This window comes from Pantoea sp. ICBG 985 (assembly GCF_002928365.1).
Classification (GTDB): domain Bacteria; phylum Pseudomonadota; class Gammaproteobacteria; order Enterobacterales; family Enterobacteriaceae; genus Pantoea; species Pantoea dispersa.
On the sequence record NZ_POWM01000015.1, the window covers coordinates 1 to 20,610 of the forward strand.

Below are 20,610 nucleotides of genomic sequence, written 5' to 3' on the forward strand. Positions count from 1 at the left end.
GTCTGATAAATTGTTAAAGAGCGGTGCGACGCGGCGTTCGGCCTGCTGTCGCGAGGTGGCGTATATTACGCTTTCCTCCTTCAGAGTCAAACACTTTTTTCAGCGTTTTTCTCCGGCGGGGTGAATCGCTTCACGCCCTGCTGAGCCGTCTGCGTTGCCGCTTTGCCGTCTCAGTGGTGGCGCATTATAGGGACTTCGTTTCGCCTGACAAGCGCTAATTTGCAGTTTTTGCGCGACCGCTCACTTTCCAGGCAACACGTTGCAAAAACCAGCTGATTCTTGCGAAACAGCATAAAAAAACGGGCCCTGAGGCCCGTTTTTGTCACGTTGCGTTATTGACGCGCGACGATGGCATCGTCCTGCACATCCATTTCGATGGTTTTTCCCGGAACCAGCGCGCCAGATAAAATCTTCTGCGCCAGCGGGTTTTCAATCTGCTGCTGAATAGCCCGTTTCAATGGCCGCGCGCCGTAAACCGGATCGTAACCATTTTCGCCCAGCAGTTTCAGCGCCGCGTCGGAAATGTGCAGCTGGTAACCGCGCTCTTCCAGACGCTGATACAGCCGCTGCAGCTGAATCTGCGCAATCGAGGCAATATGTTTTTCGCCCAGCGGATGGAATACCACCACCTCATCAATACGGTTGATGAACTCCGGACGGAAATGGTGTCCGACGACCGTCATCACCACATCTTTCATTTCCGCGTAATCAAGCGCGCCGAAACGTTCCTGAATCAGATCCGAACCGAGGTTAGATGTCATGATCACCACGGTATTGCGGAAGTCCACGGTGCGCCCCTGACCATCGGTCAGACGCCCGTCATCCAGTACCTGCAGCAGAATGTTGAACACATCCGGATGCGCTTTTTCCACCTCATCCAGCAAAATCACCGAGTAAGGGCGACGACGCACCGCCTCTGTCAGGTAACCGCCCTCTTCATAACCGACGTAGCCTGGAGGTGCCCCGACCAGACGCGACACCGAATGTTTCTCCATGAATTCAGACATATCGATACGCACCATCGCGTCGTCGCTATCGAACAGGAAATTAGCCAGCGCCTTACACAGCTCGGTTTTACCTACACCGGTCGGTCCAAGGAACAGGAACGATCCGATTGGCCGGTTCGGGTCAGACAAACCGGCGCGGCTACGGCGAATGGCGTTCGATACCGCTTCAACCGCTTCGTCCTGGCCGATAACCCGGGCATGCAGCTCCTGCTCCATCCGCAACAGTTTATCGCGCTCGCCTTCCATCATGCGGGCCACCGGAATACCGGTCCAGCGCGCCAGCACATCGGCGATCTCGACATCCGTTACGCGGTTGCGTAACAGCTTCATGGTTTTACCTTCCGCCTGCGTGGCGCTTGCCAGCTGTTTTTCCAGCTCCGGAATTTTGCCGTACTGCAGTTCCGACATCTGGCCAAGGTCACCCACACGCCGTGCCTGCTCCATAGCCAGACGCGCCTGTTCCAGCTCAGCTTTGATGTTTTGCGTGCCGGTCAGCGAGGCTTTTTCCGCTTTCCACTCTTCTTCAAGCTCAGCATATTCGCGCTCTTTCTGATCCAGCTCGCTTTCCAGCATCTCCAGACGCTTAACGCTGGCGTCATCCGATTCTTTCTTCAGCGCCTGCTGCTCCAGTTTGAGCTGGATGATACGCCGTTCGAGACGATCGAGCGGTTCCGGCTTGGAGTCAATCTGCAAACGAATACTCGACGCCGCCTCATCAATCAGGTCGATGGCTTTATCCGGCAACTGGCGATCGGCAATATAGCGGTGCGACAACGTTGCCGCAGCCACAATCGCCGGATCGGTAATTTGCACATGGTGATGCAGCTCATAACGCTCTTTCAGGCCACGCAGAATGGCGATGGTGTCTTCCACGCTCGGTTCGGCGACGAACACTTTCTGGAAACGGCGCTCCAGCGCGGCATCTTTCTCAATGTACTGGCGATATTCATCCAGCGTGGTGGCACCCACGCAGTGCAGTTCACCGCGTGCCAGCGCCGGCTTCAGCATGTTGCCGGCATCCATCGCGCCGTCGGCTTTACCGGCGCCGACCATGGTATGCAGCTCATCGATAAACAGAATGACGTTGCCTTCCTGCTTGGCGAGGTCGTTCAGTACGCCTTTCAGGCGCTCTTCAAACTCGCCGCGATATTTCGCGCCAGCCACCAGCGCGCCCATATCCAGCGCCAGTACGCGCCGGCCTTTCAGCCCTTCCGGCACTTCGCCGTTAATGATGCGCTGCGCCAGCCCTTCAACGATGGCGGTTTTACCGACGCCCGGTTCACCGATAAGCACCGGGTTGTTTTTGGTACGGCGCTGCAATACCTGAATGGTGCGGCGAATCTCTTCGTCACGCCCGATAACCGGATCTAACTTGCCGAGCTCAGCGCGCTCCGTCAGATCGATGGTGTATTTTTTCAAAGCCTGGCGCTGATCTTCAGCCCCCTGATCGTTCACGTTTTCCCCTCCCCGCAGTTGCTCGATGGCCTTAGCGAGTTTGTCCGCCGTGGCACCGGCAGACTTCAGTAAGTCCGCCAGCGAGCCGCGCGATTCGAGGGCCGCCAGAACAAATAATTCAGATGAAATAAAGTTGTCGCCGCGCTTTTGCGCCAGCTTGTCGCACAGATTCAGTACCCGGACCAAATCCGCTGATGGCTGAACGTCGCCGTCGGTCCCTTCGACCTGTGGCAAACGATTGATGGCTTGTTCGATGCTGGTACGCAGGTTAGCGACATCCGCTCCCGCCGCGCTGAGCAGCGGACGCACCGATCCACCCTCCTGGTTGAGCAGCGCGCTCATCAGGTGCAGGGGTTCGATGAATTGATTATCGTGTCCCAGAGCAAGGGACTGTGCATCGGCCAGGGCCAACTGGAATTTGTTGGTAAGACGATCCAGACGCATGATTCCTCCCATTACAGGTCAAAATGCTACTGGAGATTAAATGAGGTCATCCCTCAAATTTTCAAGGTTAATGACCTGAGTTGTGAGCAAAAAATACGCTTACTGGATCGTCTTGCGGCGTAAGGTTATCTCAGCCAAATCAAAGTTGCCATACGCCCGGTGATTCCGTCGCGTCGGAAGGAGAAAAAATCGGCGCTTTCCTGATAGGTACAGCGCGTCTCAGCCGTGACAGATCGCACGCCAGCGGCCTGCAGACGCTGGGTTGCCAGCAGCCAGATATCGGCAAAATATTTCTCGCCGGCCGGGCGAAAAGCCGCATCGGCAGCGGCATCCTGCGCCAGGAACGCACTGCGCACCTCGGCCCCCACTTCAAATGCCTGCGGACCAATCGCCGGACCGAGCCAGGCATGAATCTCGCTCGCCGGGCAGTGAAACTGTGCCAGCGTTTGCTCCAGCACTCCATGACACAACCCGCGCCAGCCGGCATGTACCGCGGCAACTTCGCTGCCATCATGGCTGCAAAACAGCACCGGCAGGCAGTCGGCGGTCATCACTGCACACACCACGCCACTTTCCCGCGTTATCGCCGCATCGGCTCGCGGCAGGGACGCAGCCGCCGGCAGACGCGCCACCGTCTGGCCGTGCACCTGCTCCAGCCACTGCGGCATCGCCGGTAGCGCAAGTTGCTCTACCACGCGCTGACGATTGTGCATCACGCGATCCGCCTCGTCCCCGACGTGCGCGCCGAGGTTGAGGGAATCCCATGGCGCCGCGCTAACGCCGCCGTGCCGCGTGGTCGAATAAGCCTGAACGCGCGCCGGCGCCGGCCACTGCGGCACGATCCAGTCACTCATAGCCAGTCCAGCTGATCGCGGAACTCGTCGGTATCGGCTTTAAGTGCCTCAATCAGATCAACCATGTCCTGCGGCAGTGGCGCGTGCCACTCCATCTCAATCCCGGTGATCGGATGATAAAGACGCAGCATAGTGGCGTGCAGCGCCTGGCGGTCAAAACCGCGCAGCGTACTGATGAAAGCCTCAGAAGCGCCCTTTGGCGGACGCGGACGACCACCGTACAGCGGATCGCCCACCAACGGATGGTTAATGTGCGCCATGTGCACGCGAATCTGGTGAGTACGGCCGGTTTCCAGGCGCAAGCGTAAACGCGTATGGGCGCGGAAATGCTCCATGATGCGATAGTGCGTGGTGGCCGGTTTACCCATCGGATGCACCGCCATGTGGGTACGCTTGGTAGAGTGACGCGCCATCGGCTCGTTCACCGTACCGCCAGCGGTCATGGTGCCAATCGCCACCGCTTCATATTCGCGGGTGATTTCACGCAGCTGCAGCGTTTCAACCAGATGCGTCTGCGCCGGTACCGTTTTGGCCACTACCATCAGTCCGGTGGTGTCTTTATCCAGACGGTGCACGATGCCGGCGCGCGGCACGTCGGCAATCGCCGGATAGTGATAAAGCAGCGCATTCAGTACCGTGCCGTCCGGATTACCGGCGCCAGGGTGGACCACTAAGTCGCGCGGTTTGTTGATCACCAGGATGTGGTCATCTTCATAAACGATATCCAGCGGAATATTTTGCGCTTCCCAGCGCTGCTCCTCTTCGATCTCGGCATCAATCGCCACCCGCTCACCGCCGAGTACTTTCTCTTTCGGTTTATCGATGATGGTGCCGTTGACGCTGACCCGACGCTCAAGGATCCACTCTTTTATGCGGGAACGTGAATAATCAGGGAACAATTCCGCCAAAGTCTGATCTAAGCGTTGTCCAAGCTGTGCTTCGGACACCGTTGCGGTGAGTTGAACTTGTTGTGCCATATACAGCTTCTTCGTTAACGTTGGGTTTTCACGGCGATGCCGTTTAATATAATGTGCTATCGTACTGGTCATTACCGGGAGCTATACGGACAGCTTCCGCCATAACACTTTGAGGATAATCATTTCGTCATGACGCGTATGAAACATCTGGTGGCTGCTGCCACACTGAGCCTGAGCCTGGCACTGGTGGGCTGTTCCGGCTCATCGGACCCGGTCCCGGACAGCCCGCCGTCTGAAATTTACGCCACAGCGCAGCAAAAGCTGCAGGACGGTAACTTTAAAGCGGCGATTAAGCAACTGGAAGCGCTGGATAACCGTTATCCGTTTGGTCCTTACTCGCAGCAAGTGCAGCTGGATTTGATCTACGCGTACTACAAAAATGCCGATCTGCCACTGGCGCAAGCCGCCATTTCCCGCTTTATGCGCCTGAACCCGACGCACCCTAACATTGATTACGTGATCTATATGAAGGGCCTGACGGACATGGCACTGGATGATTCCGCGCTGCAGGGCTTCTTCGGGATCGATCGTTCCGACCGCGATCCTACCCATGCGCGTGATGCATTCCGTGACTTCTCTCAGCTACTGCGCGGCTATCCGAACAGCCAGTACGCGGCAGATGCGCAGAAACGTCTGACGTTCCTGAAAGATCGCCTGGCGAAGTATGAGCTCTCCGTGGCGCAATTCTATACCAAGCGCGGTGCCTATGTCGCCGTTGTTAATCGGGTTGAAGGTATGATGCGCGATTATCCGGACACCCAGGCCACGCGTGACGCGCTGCCGCTGATGGAAAATGCCTATCGCCAGCTGCAGCTGACGACGGAAGCTGACAAAGTTGCGAAAATCATTGCGGCGAATAGCGCGTCCTGATTTTCGTGCCATTAAAAAAGCAGCCGCTGTGGCTGCTTTTTTTTGGTCAGAAAACCGTCTGAAATGGTTTTTTCCGCTACGGTTAACTCATCAATCTTGCCCCTATCCCCGCTGTGCATCAAGCTTTTTTCGCCCTTTTCCCGGCCTTTCTCACAATTCGCTGGCATTGACAAAAAGTGACATTCCAATGTGATCCAGATCACACATTTTCCTGATTTGCGCGGTATGCTGGTCCTACCCAGACGGAAATGACAGAGAGGTTTAACTATGATTCTGAACATTACCAGCAAACAAATGGAAATCACTGCGGCAATCCGCAACCATGTCGAAGACCGTCTCGCCAAGCTGGAAAAATGGCAAACCCACCTGATAAATCCGCACATTGTGTTATCGAAAGAGCCGAAAGAATTTGTGGCCGATGCCACCATTAACACGCCAAACGGCACGCTGGTCGCCAGCGCGAAACACGATGATATGTATACGGCCATCAATGACCTGATCGCCAAGCTGGAGCGCCAGCTAAATAAAGCACAGCACAAGCCTGAAGCTCGGCGCGCCACCAGCAGTGTTAAAGATTTCACCCCTGCCGGGTAATTTATCGCTATTCAGCAACGCGCCTGCGGGCGCGTTTTTTATTGACAGCTTTTAAGCTGTGCGGTTACTCTCAGTTCACTTTATTGCCGGAATTGATCATGAAACTGCTGCCGTTCTTCTTCGCATTCTTTTTTACCTTCCCCTGATTGGGAGGCGATTCGTCGTGTGAAAATGAATGCGAAGACGAACAACAAAGCCTCCCAACCGGGAGGCTTTTTTATTGGACATTTTACAGGTGAGCCCTATGAATCCCGAGAATCCGCTGCTGGCGTTACGCGATAAGATCAGCGCCGTCGATGCCAGGCTGTTAACGCTGCTGGCTGAACGGCGCGCGCTGGCCGTTGAGGTAGCGCAGGCCAAGCTGGCCACCCACCGCCCGATTCGTGACGTCGAGCGCGAACGCGCCCTGCTGGAAAATCTCATCGCGCTGGGTAAAAAACATCAGCTGGATGCGCACTACATCACGCGCCTGTTCCAGTTAGTGATTGAGGATTCGGTGCTGACCCAGCAGGCGCTGCTGCAGAAAAACCTGAATCATCCACATGCGCATGCGCCGCGCATCGCCTTCCTCGGCCCAAAAGGCTCCTACTCGCACCTTGCCGCCCGTAAATACGCCACGCGCCACTTCGATTCGATGGTGGAAATGGGGTGTCTGAAATTCCACGACATCATTCAGCAGGTTGAAAGCGGTCAGGCGGATTACGCGGTAATGCCGATTGAGAACACCAGCTCCGGCTCGATCAATGACGTATACGATCTGCTGCAGCAAACGTCGCTGTCGATCGTCGGCGAGCTGACCATTCCTATCGAACACTGCGTGCTGGTTAGCGGTAATACCGATTTGCAGCAGATTGAAACCGTGTATAGCCATCCGCAGCCGTTCCAGCAGTGCAGCCAGTTCATCAACCGCTTCCCGCAGTGGAAAATCGAATACACCGAAAGCACGGCGGCGGCGATGGAGAAAGTAGCCGCGATGAACTCGCCGCACGTGGCCGCGCTGGGCAGCGAAGCCGGCGGTGAGCTGTATGGTCTGCAGGTGCTGGAGCGCAACCTGGCGAATCAGCAGCAGAATCATACCCGCTTCATTGTGCTCGCGCGTAAACCGATTGAAGTCTCCAGCCAGGTGCCGGCCAAAACCACGCTGATAATGGCGACGGGCCAGCAGGCCGGCGCGCTGGTTGAAGCACTGCTGGTGTTGCGTAATCACAATCTGATCATGAGCAAGCTGGAAAACCGGCCAATCAACGGTAACCCGTGGGAAGAGATGTTTTACATTGATGTGCAGGGCAATCTGCAGTCGGAGAACATGCAACAGGCGCTGGAAGAACTGCGCGCGCTCACGCGTTCACTGAAGGTATTAGGCTGTTATCCCGGTGAGAACGTGGTACCGGTAGAACCGCGTCTGTAAAACAAAAAGGCATCCTTGCGGATGCCTTAATCATTACTGGCGACTGTCGTTGGCGGAGCGCAGCATGCTGCGGCTCTCGACGAGGAAGCGTTTCGCGTAGTCGCCAAACCAGTGTTCCACGCGCTCAAAGCTGTTGATGAACGCCTGTTTATCGCCCTGCTCCAGCAGCGTGATGGCTTCACCAAAACGCTGATAGTAGCGTTTAATCAGCGCCAGATTACTTTCCGACGACATGATGATGTCGGCGTACAGCTGCGGGTCCTGCGCAAACAGCCGTCCTACCATCGCCAGTTCGAGGCGATAGATAGGCGAGGACAGCGCCAGCAGTTGATCCAGATTGACGTTCTCTTCCGCCAGATGCAAACCGTAAGCAAACGTGGCGAAGTGGCGCAGCGCCTGAATGAACGCCATGTTCTGATCGTGCTCAACAGCACTGATGCGGTGTAAGCGCGCGCCCCACACCTGAATCTGCTCCAGGAACCACTGATAGGCTTCCGGCTGACGGCCATCGCACCATACCACCACCTGCTTCGCCAGGCTGTCGCTGTCCGGACCGAACATCGGATGCAGTCCCAGTACCGGGCCGCTGTGCGCCGCCAGCATCGCCTGCAGCGGACGGTTCTTCACCGACGCCAGATCCACCAGAATGCAGTCATCAGGCAGCGCTGGCAGATCGGCAATAATCTGTTCGGTCAGATGGATCGGCACGCTGATGATCACCATGCCCGCATCGTGCAGCAGTTCATCCGCGCGCGGCCAGTCATCTTTATCAAGAATACGCACCTGATAGCCGGAGAGCGTCAGCATCTTCTCGAACAGACGTCCCATCTGACCGCCGCCGCCGACAATCACCACCGGACGCAGTTCAGGACACAGCGTTTTGAAGCCTTTGTCATTTTCATGCGCATAGGATTCACGCATCAGACGACGCAGTACATCTTCGATCAGGTCCGGCGACACGCCGAGCGCTTCCGCTTCCTGACGACGCGACGCCAGCATACTGGCCTCGCGCTCAGGCACATAAATCGGTAAACCGTAGCGGCTTTTGACTTCGCCGACTTCGGCCACCAGCGCCAGTCGTTTCGCCAGCAGCCCCAGCAGGGCTTTATCTACTTCATCAATTTGATCGCGCAGCGCGGTCAGTTCAGCCACCATGACTCATTACACCTCGTGTGACAGACGCGCCGACAGCACTCCCTGCAGATCCCGATGGATTTCACGCAGCAAAGTTTCAGTGGTTTCCCAGTTGATGCAGGCATCAGTGACGGAAACACCGTACTTCATCTCGCTACGCGGTTGCTCAGAAGACTGGTTGCCTTCGTGAATATTACTTTCCAGCATCAGGCCAATGATGGAGCGGTTTCCATCTTTAATCTGCGCGATAGCCGATTCGGCTACGCCAGGCTGACGGCGATAGTCTTTGTTAGAATTGCCATGGCTGCAATCTATCATTAAGGCCGGACGCAGTCCCGCTTTCAGCATCTCTTTTTCGCACTGCGCGACATCTTCCGGGCCGTAGTTTGGCGCTTTGCCGCCGCGCAGAATCACGTGACCGTCCGGGTTGCCCTGAGTTTGCAGCAGGCACACCTGACCGGCCTGGTTAATGCCGACAAAGCGGTGCGGCATCGCGGCGGCGCGCATGGCGTTGATCGCGGTGCCGAGGCTGCCATCGGTGCCGTTTTTAAAGCCTACCGGCATCGACAGGCCAGACGCCATTTCACGGTGCGTCTGCGATTCTGTGGTACGCGCTCCAATCGCCGACCAGCTAAACAGATCGCCGAGGTATTGCGGGCTATTTGGGTCGAGCGCTTCGGTGGCCAGCGGCAGACCCATCTCCACAAGATTGACCAGCAGCTGACGCGCAATGTGCAGGCCGGCTTCCATATCAAACGAGTTGTTCATGTAAGGATCGTTGATTAACCCTTTCCAGCCGACGGTGGTACGGGGTTTTTCAAAATAGACGCGCATAACGATATACAGCTGATCCTTCAACTGTGCAGAGAGTGTTTGTAACTGACGAGCGTAATCCAGTGCGGCTTCGGTATCGTGGATCGAGCAGGGACCGCACACCACCAGCAGACGCGGATCGCGACCCGCGATGATATCCGCGATGGTCTGGCGGGAAGCGGCAATTTGCGCTTCCTGCGCCGCAGTCAGCGGGAACTTCGCTTTCAGTTCCTGTGGCGTGATTAAAATCTGTTCGTCGGCGATATGCACATTGTTCAGCGCGTCTTTTTGCATGATGGCGATCCTTTTTCACTCGTTATGCGGTTTTACGATCCTCACTGAGGATGACGCTTACTTTACCACAGCATGTAAATCATGCAATCCATGCATGTACACTTTTATTACCACTCTCTTTTAAACTACAAAATAAAAGTTAATTAAAATATATAAATCATTAAGTTAACAACCTTAAAGCCTGTAAGTTCCATCAAACAAAAATGTAAAGTTATAATTACACCCATCTGACCAGGCCAGATGTTTTTTCCTTACGATATCGCTAACATGCTGTTATCCATTTGATTAATTCAGGATCGCTTTATGTCCATCCCTGAAGTCGCGCTGCGTCCTTTTATTCTGCAGGATGCCGAAGCATTTACGCATGCCGTTAATCAGTCTCTGAACAGCCTGCTGCCGTGGATGGTATGGGCACATGCGGATTACAGCGTTGATGAAGCCGTGAGCTGGATCAACTTCACCCATCTGCAGCGTCAAAAGGGTGAAGCTGAAGAGTTCGCGATTGTTGATGGCAACGATCGGTTGCTGGGCGGTGCTGGCTTACGTTATGCGCGTCAGCCCGGTGAGTTCAGTGCGCTGGGCTACTGGGTTCGCAGCGAGGCGCAGCAACAGGGCGTTGCCCGCCGGGCAGTGGCACAGCTGGTGAATCTGGCGTTCGCCCAGCCACACATAACTGTGCTGGAGATTCTTGCTGCAGAAGAGAATCACGCCAGCCGCGCCGTGGCCCTGCGCAGCGGCTTCTCGTTTGTGGATTACCGCTACGGGTTGATTGTGCTGGAGAGCGGGCCGGTCAACACGGCGATCTATCACCTCAGACGCCCATAAAAAAAGGGGCTGGCCTTATGGCCAACCCCTTGTTTGCTATTAACTTTGGGATGTCGCTTACGCGCCAAGACGCTCTTTGATACGAGCTGACTTACCGGTACGCTCACGCAGGTAGTACAGTTTGGCTTTACGCACAGCACCACGACGTTTGACAGTAATGCTGTCAATTACCGGAGAGTGAGTCTGGAAGACACGCTCAACGCCTTCGCCGTTAGAAATCTTGCGAACAGTGAATGCAGAGTGCAGACCGCGGTTACGAATAGCGATAACCACGCCCTCGAATGCCTGCAGACGTTTCTTAGAACCTTCAACGACCCATACTTTCACTTCCACGGAATCACCCGGACGGAAGGAAGGTACGTCCTGTTTCATCTGCTCTTGTTCAAGTTGCTTGATAATGTTGCTCATAATTAAATCTCTTATCCTGGGTAAACTGATAGTCAGGGAAGATTACTCTTCCACCTCATCGTTTTGTTGCTGCTGATGTTCCCGCTGGAACTCACTTAGCAACCTTGCTTGCTCTTCAGTCAGAGCCAGGTTTTCCAGAAGTTCAGGTCTTCTTAGCCAGGTACGGCCCAGCGACTGTTTCAGGCGCCAGCGGCGAATATCGGCATGGTTGCCCGACAGCAGAACTGGCGGAACCTCCATCCCCTCTAACACTTCAGGTCGGGTATAGTGCGGGCAATCCAGCAAACCTTCCGAGAACGAATCCTCATCGGCTGACGCCTGTTTCCCCAGCACGCCAGGAATAAACCGGGCGACCGAGTCAATTAACGTCATCGCTGGCAGCTCACCGCCACTGAGCACGTAATCACCGATTGACCATTCTTCATCAATCTCAGTGTGAATCACACGCTCATCTATCCCTTCATAACGACCGCAAACCAGAATTAACTTCTGGCTGGTCGCCAGTTCGCAAACGCCTTGCTGGTCAAGTTTGCGACCCTGAGGTGAAAGATAAATCACCTTAGCGCCTTCTCCCGCCGCCGCTTTCGCTGCGTGGATAGCATCCCGTAAGGGTTGCACCATCATCAACATACCCGGTCCGCCGCCGTAAGGACGATCGTCCACGGTACGGTGCCGGTCGTGCGTGAAGTCACGTGGACTCCAGCTCTCTATGTTGAGCAGGCCATTTTTTACTGCCCGGCCAGTTACCCCGTACTCGGTAATAGCGCGAAACATCTCAGGAAACAGGCTAATAACACCAATCCACATCGCGTTCGCCGTTACGTTACCGGATTGTCCGGAGATCAAAAACCAGGATCCCAGTCTACTTCAATGGTGCCAGTAGCGAGATCGACTTTCTTGATAACCTGTTCATCAAGAAACGGTATTAACCGCTCCTGTACACCGAATGCATCTTTCAGGTTTGCCTTTACGACGAGAACGTCGTTCGAGCCGGTCTCCATCAAATCAATGACTTTGCCCATCTCGTAGCCGTCGAGGTTTACCACTTTGCAACCCATCAGGTCTTTCCAGTAGTAATCGCCCTCTTCCAGCGCCGGCAGCTGCGTGGAGTCAACCGTAATTTCGCAATTGGTCAACTGTGCCGCAGCGTCCCGATCGTCAATGCCTTTGACTTTGATGATCAGGTCCTGATTGTGGTGCTTCCAACCCTCAAGCTCGACCTGCTGCCATTGACCGGCGCGCTGGATAAACCAGGGTTGATAGTCGAAGATGCTTTCAGCGTCTTCAGTGGAGGAAAACACTTTGAGCCAACCCCGAATTCCGTAAGCGGCACCCATTTTGCCCAGAATGATTGGGTTAACGGGAGGCTGTGCGGCAGGTTTACTGCTCATGCTCACCACCGTGACAGATTAAGCTGCTTTTTTTGCTTCTTTGATCAGCGCGTTAACGCGATCAGAAAGCGTTGCGCCCTGGCCAACCCAGTGCTCAATACGGTCCAGATCCAGACGCAGACCTTCAGCCTGACCAGAAGCGATCGGGTTGAAGAAACCTACGCGCTCGATGAAACGACCGTTGCGAGCATTGCGGCTGTCAGTGACGACGACCTGATAGAACGGACGCTTTTTAGCGCCGTGACGTGCCAAACGAATGGTTACCATAACATCCTCTTTAGTTAATAAAACAACCGGGCCCCATCGAGGAACGGGGCCCGGGTGCAATATAAAAAGCCCGAAAATTTTACTCATTTTGGCGCAAAAAGCAACCTGAGTGACTTAATTTTCTGGTTCGGGCTCTGTCGCCTTAGCGGCCGGGGAATCCTGGCGGCATCATACCTTTCATGCCACGCATCATTTTGGCCATGCCGCCCTTCTTCATTTTCTTCATCATGCGCTGCATATCATCAAACTGCTTCAGCAGCCGGTTGACGTCTTGCACCTGCATACCGGAACCGGTAGCGATACGGCGCTTGCGCGAACCTTTGATGATCTCTGGCTTCTCACGCTCTTTGCGCGTCATCGAATTGATGATGGCTTCCATGCGCACCAGCACTTTGTCATCCATCTGCGATTTAACGTTATCCGGCAGCTGACCCATGCCCGGCAGTTTGCCCATCAGGCTGGCCATGCCGCCCATGTTGCGCATCTGCTTAAGCTGCTCCAGGAAGTCGTTGAGATCAAAGCCGTCGCCGGTTTTCAGCTTCTTCGCCAGCTTTTCCGCCTGCTCGCGGTCAACTTTGCTCTCGATATCTTCAATCAGCGACAGCACGTCGCCCATGCCGAGAATGCGCGATGCGATACGGTCCGGATAGAACGCTTCCAGCGCATCGGTCTTCTCGCCCATCCCCATGAATTTAATCGGTTTGCCGGTGATGTGACGAATCGACAGCGCCGCACCGCCGCGCGCATCGCCGTCAACTTTGGTCAGGATCACACCGGTAAGCGGCAGCGCTTCGTTGAACGCTTTGGCGGTATTGGCGGCATCCTGACCAGTCATGGCATCGACAACAAACAGCGTTTCAACCGGATTGATCGCGGCATGCACCTGCTTGATCTCATCCATCATCGCTTCGTCAACGTGCAGACGACCGGCGGTATCCACCAGCAGCACATCGTAGAACTGCAGACGGGCTTCTTTCAGCGCGTTGTTAACGATATCCACCGGCTTCTGGCTGAGGTCGGACGGACAGAAATCCACACCGACCTGCTGCGCCAGGGTTTCCAGCTGTTTGATCGCCGCCGGGCGGTAGACGTCCGCAGACACCACCAGCACCTTTTTCTTGTGCTTTTCGCGCAGGAATTTACCGAGCTTACCGACGCTGGTGGTTTTACCGGCACCCTGCAGGCCCGCCATCAGCACCACGGCCGGCGGCTGAGCATTAAGGTTCAGCGCGTTATTTTCGGCCCCCATCGCCGCAACCAGTTCGTTGCGCACGATTTTGATAAACTCCTGACCCGGCGTCAGGCTTTTGTTTACATCCTGACCTACCGCGGCTTCTTTCACGCGGTTGATGAAATCGCGCACTACCGGCAGCGCAACGTCGGCCTCCAGCAGCGCCATACGCACTTCGCGCAGCGTATCTTTGATGTTGTCTTCGGTCAGCCTTCCGCGGCCACTGATATTGCGCAGGGTTTGCGACAAACGATCGGTTAAATTATCAAACATGCTCTCTCACTTAATAGCGTAGCGAGGCCGCCAGGGCGACACAATGCGGCGGATTATAACACGAAGCCAGGCCGATCTCTGCAATTGACCGTGAGATCGTTTGGAGCCTGCTGCCGCTGGCGCTATACTGCTTTTTTCCTTATCTGACCGACACCTGAAAGGATCTATGTTCGTTTTCGCGATCGTGGCGCTGTTCGCCTACTCTCTCAGTCTTGCATTGATCATTCCGAGCCTGCTGAAACGCAACAGCGGCTGGCGGCGTTTTGCCGTGCTATCCGCCTGCGTGGCGCTGATTGCCCATGCGGTAGCGCTGCAGCAACGCATATTTGCCGTCGATAATGGACAAAACCTTAGCCTGCTGAATATTGGTTCGCTGGTCAGTTTGCTGATCTGTGCCATCATGACTATCGTTGCGTCGCGCAATCGCGGCTGGCTGCTGCTGCCAATTGTTTACAGTTTTGCGCTGATCAATCTGGCCTTCGCCACCTTTGTGCCAAACGCCTTTATCACCCATCTTGAGACCACGCCAGGCATGATGGTGCACATCGGTCTGTCGCTGTTTGCCTATGCCACGCTGATCATCGCGGCGCTGTATGCGCTGCAGCTGGCGTGGATCGACTATCAGTTAAAGAACAAAAAGCTGACGTTCACCCAGGATATGCCGCCGCTGCTCAGCATTGAGCGTAAGATGTTCCATATCACGCAGATTGGCGTGGTATTGCTGACGCTGGTGTTGTGCACCGGCCTGTTCTTTATGAATAACCTGTTCAGCCCGGAAAACATTGATAAAGCGGTGCTGTCGATTATCGCCTGGTTTGTCTACATCGTGCTGCTGTGGGGCCACTATCATGAAGGCTGGCGCGGTCGCCGTGTGGTGTGGTTCAACTGCGGCGGTGCGCTGCTGCTGACCATGGCCTATTTCGGCAGCCGCGTTCTGCAGCACCTGCTCACCTCTCACTAAAGGAATTTTTGCGTTGGAACATGTTTCAACCACCACGCTCATTATCACGCTGATCATTATGGTGCTGGTCTCGGCCTACTTCTCGGGTTCAGAGACCGGCATGATGACGCTCAACCGCTACAAACTGCGCCACAAAGCCAAAAGCGGCAACCGCAGCGCGCGTCGCGTTGAGAAACTGCTGCGTCGCCCCGATCGTCTGATTAGCCTGGTGCTGATCGGCAACAACCTCGTGAATATCCTCGCCTCAGCGCTCGGCACCATTGTCGGTATGCGCCTGTACGGCGATGCCGGCGTAGCCATCGCCACTGGCGTGCTGACCTTCGTGGTGCTGGTGTTTGCCGAAGTGCTGCCTAAAACCGTCGCGGCGCTCTATCCGGAAAAAGTCGCGTATCCCAGCAGTTTTCTGCTGGCGCCGCTGCAGTACGTGATGCTGCCGCTGGTGTGGCTGCTCAATACCATTACCCGCATTCTGATGCGCATGGTGGGCATTAAGACCGAAGGGTCGATTAACTCCGCCCTCAGCAAAGAAGAGCTGCGCACCATCGTGTATGAATCCCGCTCGCTGATGTCGCGCCGCAACCAGGACATGCTGCTGTCGGTACTGGACCTTGAGAAGGTCAACGTTGACGACATCATGGTGCCGCGCAATGAGATCGTCGGCATCAATATCAACGATGAGTGGAAGTCGATCGAGCGTCAGCTAAGCAACTCACCGCATGGCCGTATTGTGCTGTTCCGCGACTCACTGGACGATAGCGTCGGCATGCTGCGCGTGCGCGAAGCGTGGCGCATGATGGCCGAGAAAAAAGAGTTCAATAAAGAGCGACTGCTGCGCGCTGCCGATGAAATCTACTACGTGCCGGAAGGTACGCCTCTTAACGTGCAGCTGGTAAAATTCCAGCGCAATAAGAAGAAAGTGGGGCTGGTGATCGATGAGTACGGCGACATCAAAGGACTGGTTACCATCGAAGATATTCTGGAAGAGATCGTCGGCGACTTCACCACCTCTATGTCACCGTCACTGGCCGAAGAAGTGATGCCGCAAAACGACGGTTCGGTGCTGATTGAAGGCAGCGCCAACGTGCGGGAAATCAATAAGGCCTTCAACTGGACGCTGCCGGAAGAGGAAGCGCGCACCATCAACGGTATGCTGCTGGAAGCGCTGGAAGAGATCCCGCAGATGGACACGCAAGTACAGGTTGGCCATTACGACATTGATATTCTTGATGTGCAGGACAACATGGTGAAGCAGGTGCGCATTACGCCGCATCAGCCGCTGAAAGCGTCCATCGGTTCCTGAGACGACAAAAACAAAACGCCGCGATAATCGCGGCGTTTTTTATGGCAGAAGCGGCAACTAGAGTTGCAGCTCTTTCAGCTTTTCTGCCGGCAGCTTCAGATCTTCATTGCGGTTAACGCCAATGTCGTGCGCCAGCACGTTGCGCGCAATCTGCTGCGCTTCGTCCAGCGAGTGCAGCTTGTAGCTGCCGCACTGGTATTCGTTCAGTTCCGGAATCTGGTTCTGATCTTTTACCTTCAGCACATCTTCCATCGCGCCTTTCCACGCTTTTGCCACGCGCTGCTCGTCTGGCGTACCAATCAGGCTCATGTAGAAGCCGGTGCGGCAGCCCATCGGTGAGATATCGACGATTTCCACGCCGTCACCGTTGAGGTGGTTACGCATGAAGCCCGCGAACAGGTGCTCCAGCGTGTGGATGCCGCGTTCGGTCAGGATGTCGATGTTCGGACGGCAGAAACGCAGATCGAAAACGGTGATGGTATCGCCATGCGGAGTGTTCATGGTCTTCGCCACGCGTACCGCTGGCGCGCCCATGATGGTGTGATCAACAGTAAAACTATCCAGTAGTGGCATACGTCACCTCCTGTTTTGAGATTTTTTTTAAAACGATGAAACTTTTCTGTTCGCCCAACGTCTGAATATATGAAAGACGCGCATTTGTTATCATCATCCCTGACAACAGAGATGTTAATTTAGGCCACAGTGATGTGGCCATTTTCTTTTCTAGCCTTCGCGACCTGCCAGATAGCTGGCAAAATCCAGTGTATCACTCTGCTCCAGCTGCTGCTGTTTCAGCACTGACTCCTGCGCCTGACGGCTAAAATCGGCTTCGGTGAGAATTTCCAGCGGCTCTTCGCACAGCAGATGACGATACTGCTCGGCCAGCGCCACGCCGGCTCCGGTCAGCCCCTGCTCTTTAATGGCTTGCAGAATGCGCGCCGAATAGGTTAGCTCAGGATCGTCAAACGACGCTACCAGTTGAACGCAAACCTGTTGATATTGCGTGCTGCCGTCGTTGCTATCCAGCACTTCAGCCACCCGGCGCAGATCGGCAAACAGCGCTTTACCGACATCAACCAGCAGATGTTCCGTATCACTGCAGCCCACGCCGATCACCTGACCCGGCTTGCGCCCTTCCAGCACCACGCGGTTCCAGTTTTTCCGGCTGCACAGCAGCTCATCTGCGCTCATCTCCGGCGCATCGGCCAGCGTACACCAAATCAGGAACAGATCGAGGAAGCGCGCCTGATCGGCGTCCACACCGATGGCAGAGAACGGGTTGATGTCCAGCGAACGCACTTCAATGTACTCAATGCCGCCGCGCAGCAGCGCATCGGACGGCGCCTCACCCGAGCGGGTCACGCGTTTCGGACGAATCGGTGCGTACAGTTCGTTCTCGATTTGCAGCACGTTGGTATTGAGCTGCAGCCAGTTGCCTTCCGCGTCTTTGGTGCCCATCGCCGCATATTCGGCAGACGGCGTTTTGATCGCCGCTTTCAGCGCAGCGACATACCCTTCCAGCGAGTTGAAAGTAATACCCAGCCCGCTTTGTGATTTATTGGTGTAGCCCAAATCACTCAGGCGCAGCGAAGTGGCATACGGCAGCCACAACGTCCCATCGCCGTTGGTTTCGAACGGCAGCTTACTTTCCCGTCCCTGCAGGAAGGAAGAGCAGATGGCTGGCGAAGCGCCAAACAGATAAGGAATCACCCAGCCGTAGCGATAGTAGTTGCGAATCAGGCGCAGATAGCCGGCCGAGATGGTCTCTTTGCCGCTCTCCGCGTCTTTGACATCCGCCCACTCCTGCCAGAACGACAGCGGCAGCGAGAAGTTATAGTGCACGCCAGAAATAATCTGCATCAGCGCGCTGTAGCGGTTTTTCAGCCCCTGACGATACAGGGTTTTCATTTTGCCGATATTGGAGCTGCCGTACTGCGCCAGCTCAATGTTGTCCACATCTTCAACATAGCCCGGCATACTGAACGGCCACATGCGCTCGTCGCCCAGCTCGCGCGCCACGTGACGGTGGATGTCGCGCAGAAATGCCAGGGAGCGATCGATGTTCTGATCCACCGGGGTGATGAACTCCAGCAGCGTTTCAGCAAAATCGGTGGTAATCCAGTCGTGCTTCAGCGCTGAACCCAGCGATTCAGGGTGGCCAGTAGTAGCCAGATGACCATTCGGCTGGACGCGGAGTGTTTCACGTTCAATGCCACGGCCGATACCCTTTAACGCGTCGGGATGCGCTTCCAGCCAGGAGAGCGCTTTTGATACGTCCGGGATCACATTAACCTCCCGCTGTGTGAATAATTTATTTTTGTTCAGCATAATGTTAACCGTAGCCTCGAATCTGTGCGAATCAATGCCACCATTGCATACCTTGTAAAGTGGCGGTCGCGATAACGATATAACGCAGCGTTTTACCCAGGGCGAGAAACAGCACGCAGGGCAGCCAGGAGAAGCGCAACCACCCTGCGAGCACGCAGAGTAAATCGCCCACCACTGGCAGCCAGCTAAACAGCAGCGCTGCGGGTCCCCATCGTTGTAGCCACGTCATTGCTGTGTCGTGCCATCGCCCCTGCCCTGTTGCTGGCATCAGGCGACCAAGAAGAATGTTGGTCAGGCCGCCCAGCGTGTTTCCCACTGATGCAGCCAGTAACAATCCATAGACCGACCCTTTCTGGGCGATCAATAACGCAATCAGCACCGCTTCTGAGCTGCCCGGAAGCAGCGTTGCACTCAGAAAGCTACTGCCGAATAACGATCCATACGTCAGAAATTCATTCACAGTAAACGGACATCAACCACATCCATGCCCGCCGCTTTAGCTGCCTGCACGCCAAAGTCAGCATCCTCGAATACCACGCAGCGCGCAGGCGCAACGCCCATCAGCTCTGCACAGCGTAAGAAGGTATCAGGCTGCGGCTTATGACGCTGGACATCGTCCGCGCCGACTACCGCATCAAACAGATGATAAACGTTGAGCGCTTCCAGCAGCGCTTTGGCTAAGCTGTGTTCGCTGCCGGTGCCAACCGCCATCGGACGGCGACCGTGATAGGCTTTGACCACCTGCATCAGTGGCAGCGGACGCACGTCTTCCAGCAGCATCGCTTTCAATGCCGCCGTTTTCTCTGCCGCCAGCTGATGCGGATCGTGCTGCGCCTGATTCTGTTCCAGAATGTAGCGGGCCAGTTGCCAGGTGGGTGCCCCGTTGAATGCCACCATCTTTGCTTCGTCCATGGTGAAACCATAGCGGCTCAGCACCTGCTGCCAGGCTTTTCGATGTGTCGGCTCGGTATCAAGAATGGTGCCGTCCATATCGAAAATCAGGGCGTCATAGTGGTCGTACATTGTGACTCCATTAACACCACAAAATGAGCCATTACTTTAGCGTAATGCGCTCAGGTTGTCGCCAGGCAGGCTTAACCGCAAATGCTTTGAAAGCATTAGCAATTTTCGTTTTCAGAATAAGGTCAGAGCGCGCGACCGGCGATAAATGGCGGTAAATGCAGTGATTTTTTGATGGAGACGGCGCGTGAGAAAATCTTTCGGAATGCGGATGTTGAATCGGGTCAGGAATCAAGCGGAACAGCGCACAAGGGCAGTTTGCTTTTTATTTGATGGTGCATCCAGGAGGATGATTCGGCTGGCGCCTCACCCTGCGGGCCGTTGCTGAAGCAACGTTATCCTCCTTAGCACGTCCTGAACGATTATCGCATCATGACACACTGAGGCACTTTTCATCTCGGAGAAAATGGTGCATCCAGGAGGATTCGAACCTCCGACCGCTCGGTTCGTAGCCGAGTACTCTATCCAGCTGAGCTATGGATGCATTGAGAGATTTTCTTACGATGGACTAACTGAAATCAATCCGGGAATGATACAAAGAATGGTGCATCCAGGAGGATTATTCGGCTTGCGCCTCACCCTACGGGCCGTTGCTAAAGCAACGTTATCCTCCTTAGCACGTCCTGAACGATTATCGCATCATGACACACTGAGGCACTTTCCATCTCGGAGAAGATGGTGCATCCAGGAGGATTCGAACCTCCGACCGCTCGGTTCGTAGCCGAGTACTCTATCCAGCTGAGCTATGGATGCATT

At 55.2% G+C, this 20,610-nt stretch carries 22 protein-coding genes, 2 tRNA genes and 1 other annotated feature; of the genes, 7 read left to right on the forward strand and 17 right to left on the reverse strand.

Annotated features, from left to right (window positions below; all coding sequences use genetic code 11):
* Nucleotides 1-332: 332 nt before the first annotated feature.
* From clpB to rluD, 3 genes are all read right to left on the reverse strand, one after another.
* Nucleotides 333-2,906, reverse strand: coding sequence for an ATP-dependent chaperone ClpB (clpB, locus tag C1Y42_RS22975; RefSeq protein ID WP_058759614.1), 2,574 nt, complete (start codon nucleotides 2,904-2,906; stop codon nucleotides 333-335).
* 125 nt (nucleotides 2,907-3,031) lie between these two features.
* Nucleotides 3,032-3,760, reverse strand: a complete 729-nt coding sequence (gene yfiH, locus C1Y42_RS22980; RefSeq protein ID WP_104094474.1) for a purine nucleoside phosphorylase YfiH — start codon at nucleotides 3,758-3,760, stop codon at nucleotides 3,032-3,034.
* Entirely contained in the window at nucleotides 3,757-4,737 is a 981-nt protein-coding gene (rluD, locus tag C1Y42_RS22985) for a 23S rRNA pseudouridine(1911/1915/1917) synthase RluD (RefSeq protein ID WP_021507316.1), read from the reverse strand. Before rluD ends, yfiH begins: the two co-directional genes overlap by 4 nt.
* 129 nt (nucleotides 4,738-4,866) lie before the next feature.
* Here rluD and bamD point away from each other — a divergent pair, with 129 nt between their 5' ends.
* Nucleotides 4,867-5,607, forward strand: coding sequence for an outer membrane protein assembly factor BamD (bamD, locus tag C1Y42_RS22990; RefSeq protein ID WP_058759616.1), 741 nt, complete (start codon nucleotides 4,867-4,869; stop codon nucleotides 5,605-5,607).
* 11 nt (nucleotides 5,608-5,618) lie between these two features.
* On the opposite strand, the gene C1Y42_RS22995 is transcribed toward bamD, so the two are convergent.
* Nucleotides 5,619-5,810, reverse strand: coding sequence for a hypothetical protein (locus C1Y42_RS22995; RefSeq protein ID WP_104094475.1), 192 nt, complete (start codon nucleotides 5,808-5,810; stop codon nucleotides 5,619-5,621).
* Nucleotides 5,811-5,874: 64 nt separating this feature from the next.
* Between C1Y42_RS22995 and raiA the strand changes: the two genes are divergently transcribed.
* From raiA to pheA, 3 genes are all read left to right on the forward strand, one after another.
* Entirely contained in the window at nucleotides 5,875-6,201 is a 327-nt protein-coding gene (gene raiA, locus C1Y42_RS23000) for a ribosome-associated translation inhibitor RaiA (RefSeq protein ID WP_021507319.1), read from the forward strand.
* Nucleotides 6,202-6,298: 97 nt separating this feature from the next.
* Nucleotides 6,299-6,423 (forward strand) — a sequence feature (Phe leader region).
* Nucleotides 6,300-6,347, forward strand: coding sequence for a pheA operon leader peptide PheL (gene pheL / locus C1Y42_RS23790; protein ID WP_121497579.1), 48 nt, complete (start codon nucleotides 6,300-6,302; stop codon nucleotides 6,345-6,347). Its footprint overlaps the feature before it by 48 nt.
* Nucleotides 6,424-6,445: 22 nt before the next feature.
* Nucleotides 6,446-7,609, forward strand: coding sequence for a bifunctional chorismate mutase/prephenate dehydratase (gene pheA / locus C1Y42_RS23005; protein ID WP_021507320.1), 1,164 nt, complete (start codon nucleotides 6,446-6,448; stop codon nucleotides 7,607-7,609).
* Between the two features lie 33 nt (nucleotides 7,610-7,642).
* On the opposite strand, the gene tyrA is transcribed toward pheA, so the two are convergent.
* Together tyrA and C1Y42_RS23015 are read right to left on the reverse strand one after the other, a co-directional pair.
* Nucleotides 7,643-8,764 carry a bifunctional chorismate mutase/prephenate dehydrogenase gene (gene tyrA, locus C1Y42_RS23010; protein ID WP_104094476.1) on the reverse strand — a complete coding sequence of 374 codons (1,122 nt, stop codon included), beginning with the start codon at nucleotides 8,762-8,764 and terminating at the stop codon, nucleotides 7,643-7,645.
* Between the two features lie 6 nt (nucleotides 8,765-8,770).
* Entirely contained in the window at nucleotides 8,771-9,850 is a 1,080-nt protein-coding gene (locus C1Y42_RS23015; RefSeq protein ID WP_021507322.1) for a 3-deoxy-7-phosphoheptulonate synthase, read from the reverse strand.
* 303 nt (nucleotides 9,851-10,153) lie between these two features.
* Between C1Y42_RS23015 and C1Y42_RS23020 the strand changes: the two genes are divergently transcribed.
* Nucleotides 10,154-10,675, forward strand: coding sequence for a GNAT family N-acetyltransferase (locus tag C1Y42_RS23020; RefSeq protein ID WP_021507323.1), 522 nt, complete (start codon nucleotides 10,154-10,156; stop codon nucleotides 10,673-10,675).
* Between the two features lie 57 nt (nucleotides 10,676-10,732).
* Here the strand turns inward: C1Y42_RS23020 and rplS are convergent, their stop codons facing one another.
* The 5 genes from rplS to ffh form a co-directional block, all read right to left on the reverse strand.
* Entirely contained in the window at nucleotides 10,733-11,083 is a 351-nt protein-coding gene (rplS, locus tag C1Y42_RS23025) for a 50S ribosomal protein L19 (RefSeq protein WP_021507324.1), read from the reverse strand.
* A 42-nt stretch (nucleotides 11,084-11,125) separates the two neighbouring features.
* Nucleotides 11,126-11,890 (reverse strand): tRNA (guanosine(37)-N1)-methyltransferase TrmD, encoded by a 765-nt coding sequence (gene trmD / locus C1Y42_RS23030; protein WP_021507325.1) that lies wholly within the window; start codon nucleotides 11,888-11,890, stop codon nucleotides 11,126-11,128.
* Nucleotides 11,891-11,925: 35 nt separating this feature from the next.
* Complete coding sequence (rimM, locus tag C1Y42_RS23035; protein WP_021507326.1) at nucleotides 11,926-12,474, reverse strand: ribosome maturation factor RimM; 549 nt, start codon at nucleotides 12,472-12,474, stop codon at nucleotides 11,926-11,928.
* A gap of 18 nt (nucleotides 12,475-12,492) precedes the next feature.
* On the reverse strand, nucleotides 12,493-12,741 hold the full coding sequence (rpsP, locus tag C1Y42_RS23040) for a 30S ribosomal protein S16 (protein ID WP_007893313.1): 249 nt from the start codon (nucleotides 12,739-12,741) through the stop codon (nucleotides 12,493-12,495).
* 142 nt (nucleotides 12,742-12,883) lie between these two features.
* Nucleotides 12,884-14,245, reverse strand: a complete 1,362-nt coding sequence (ffh, locus tag C1Y42_RS23045; protein WP_021507327.1) for a signal recognition particle protein — start codon at nucleotides 14,243-14,245, stop codon at nucleotides 12,884-12,886.
* Nucleotides 14,246-14,411: 166 nt separating this feature from the next.
* Between ffh and C1Y42_RS23050 the strand changes: the two genes are divergently transcribed.
* Both C1Y42_RS23050 and C1Y42_RS23055 read left to right on the forward strand, forming a co-directional pair.
* Nucleotides 14,412-15,206, forward strand: a complete 795-nt coding sequence (locus C1Y42_RS23050) for an inner membrane protein YpjD (protein ID WP_010617128.1) — start codon at nucleotides 14,412-14,414, stop codon at nucleotides 15,204-15,206.
* A 13-nt stretch (nucleotides 15,207-15,219) separates the two neighbouring features.
* Complete coding sequence (locus C1Y42_RS23055; protein ID WP_021507328.1) at nucleotides 15,220-16,506, forward strand: HlyC/CorC family transporter; 1,287 nt, start codon at nucleotides 15,220-15,222, stop codon at nucleotides 16,504-16,506.
* Nucleotides 16,507-16,563: 57 nt separating this feature from the next.
* Here the strand turns inward: C1Y42_RS23055 and luxS are convergent, their stop codons facing one another.
* The 6 genes from luxS to C1Y42_RS23085 form a co-directional block, all read right to left on the reverse strand.
* Complete coding sequence (luxS, locus tag C1Y42_RS23060) at nucleotides 16,564-17,079, reverse strand: S-ribosylhomocysteine lyase (protein ID WP_010617126.1); 516 nt, start codon at nucleotides 17,077-17,079, stop codon at nucleotides 16,564-16,566.
* Nucleotides 17,080-17,229: 150 nt separating this feature from the next.
* Nucleotides 17,230-18,834 (reverse strand): glutamate--cysteine ligase, encoded by a 1,605-nt coding sequence (gene gshA, locus C1Y42_RS23065; protein ID WP_104094477.1) that lies wholly within the window; start codon nucleotides 18,832-18,834, stop codon nucleotides 17,230-17,232.
* 31 nt (nucleotides 18,835-18,865) lie between these two features.
* Nucleotides 18,866-19,294, reverse strand: a complete 429-nt coding sequence (locus tag C1Y42_RS23070; protein ID WP_021507330.1) for a YqaA family protein — start codon at nucleotides 19,292-19,294, stop codon at nucleotides 18,866-18,868.
* Nucleotides 19,291-19,857 (reverse strand): fructose-1-phosphate/6-phosphogluconate phosphatase, encoded by a 567-nt coding sequence (gene yqaB / locus C1Y42_RS23075; RefSeq protein WP_058771641.1) that lies wholly within the window; start codon nucleotides 19,855-19,857, stop codon nucleotides 19,291-19,293. The genes C1Y42_RS23070 and yqaB overlap by 4 nt, the downstream gene beginning before the upstream one ends.
* A 404-nt stretch (nucleotides 19,858-20,261) precedes the next feature.
* Nucleotides 20,262-20,338, reverse strand: a tRNA-Arg gene (locus tag C1Y42_RS23080).
* Between the two features lie 192 nt (nucleotides 20,339-20,530).
* Nucleotides 20,531-20,607 (reverse strand) — tRNA-Arg (locus C1Y42_RS23085).
* Nucleotides 20,608-20,610 lie beyond the last annotated feature (3 nt).